Origin of the sequence: Nocardiopsis sp. NPDC058631, from assembly GCF_042716955.1 — a bacterium.
Classification (GTDB): Bacteria; Actinomycetota; Actinomycetes; order Streptosporangiales; family Streptosporangiaceae; genus Nocardiopsis.
The window spans coordinates 1-1,052 of record NZ_JBHXQY010000213.1; the positions used below are offsets into that span (position 1 = coordinate 1).

The 1,052-nt window shown below is 69.0% G+C and carries 1 protein-coding gene; it reads right to left on the bottom strand.

Annotated elements, in window-relative coordinates; translation table 11 throughout:
• Positions 1–14: 14 nt before the first annotated feature.
• On the bottom strand, positions 15–1,052 hold a 1,038-nt coding region (locus tag ACFWTE_RS30010), incomplete at its 5' end, for an IS4 family transposase (protein ID WP_378783333.1).

Genomic DNA, 1,052 nt, shown 5'->3' on the forward strand with positions numbered 1-1,052 from the left:
CCAATGCCGTTCGGTTAGCCGTCTGGTGGGCTTGGCAAGGCTTCGATCGTGATGTGGACGACTGTTCTGTGGGTGCGGTGGTCGATGTCGCGGCCAACAGCGCGGTACTTGGAGCTGATGGCCCGTTTCCTCACGCGGGGCCGGGACCGTTGTCGCCGGTCGGGTAGCAGGCCGTTGAGCAGGGCGGAGCCGATCCGGCCGACCAGGTCGATCCGGGCGGTGGGGACGATGCCGCCCGCGCAGATGATCTGCTCGCGTGCGGTGCTCAGCGCGATCGTGAATGAGGTGCGGTCGGGATCGATGCCGGGCCGGTGCAGGAGGGCGTCGCTCATTGCTGTGCGTAGTGCCTGGTAGGCGACCAGAAGCGCCCAGGTCTCCTGGGTCACGGCTGCCGGGTGGCGGCCGCGCAGGACTCGGCCTTGCAGAACGGTCGTTTTCAGCTCGCAGTAGCTGGTCTCGATCTCCCAGCGTTCGTGGTAGATCGAGACCAGGGCGGCTGCGGGCGCCTCCTGGGGGTCGAGCAGGCTGGTCAGGAACCGGTAGTGGTGGCGGGTGGCGGTGTGCTCGCTGCCGTGGGCGGGGGCCTGGGTGATGGTGGCCTCGATGACGCGGACTCTGACCTCGCCTACGCGGGACAGGAACGTGCCGTCGGGCAGAGCACGCAGGACGGGCAGCTTGAGAGCTGTGCGGTGGGTCTTGGCGCGGATGAGGAAGTCCGCGCCGGTGGAGGCGACCGTGCCCACGAACCCGGTGGCGCAGAAGTTGCGGTCGCCCAGCAGTATCGTTGCGGGTCCTAGCGTTTTGGTCGTGCCCGCGGTGGCGACCAGGTCGGTGGCGTAGGTCAGCTCGCCGACCTGGTCGGTGCCGAAGGCGGCGTCCATGAGGGTTCGGGTGCCGCAGGCCACCAGTGTGACCAGGCGCAGCATCGGGTAGCCGGGCGGCCCGTTCGGTCCGGGGTTGGCCTTGGGGAACACGGTCAGGTTCGCGGGTGTGTCCGCCAGCGCGATCTGGGTGCCGTCGATCGCGACCAGGCGTCTGCCAGCGAACCGTCC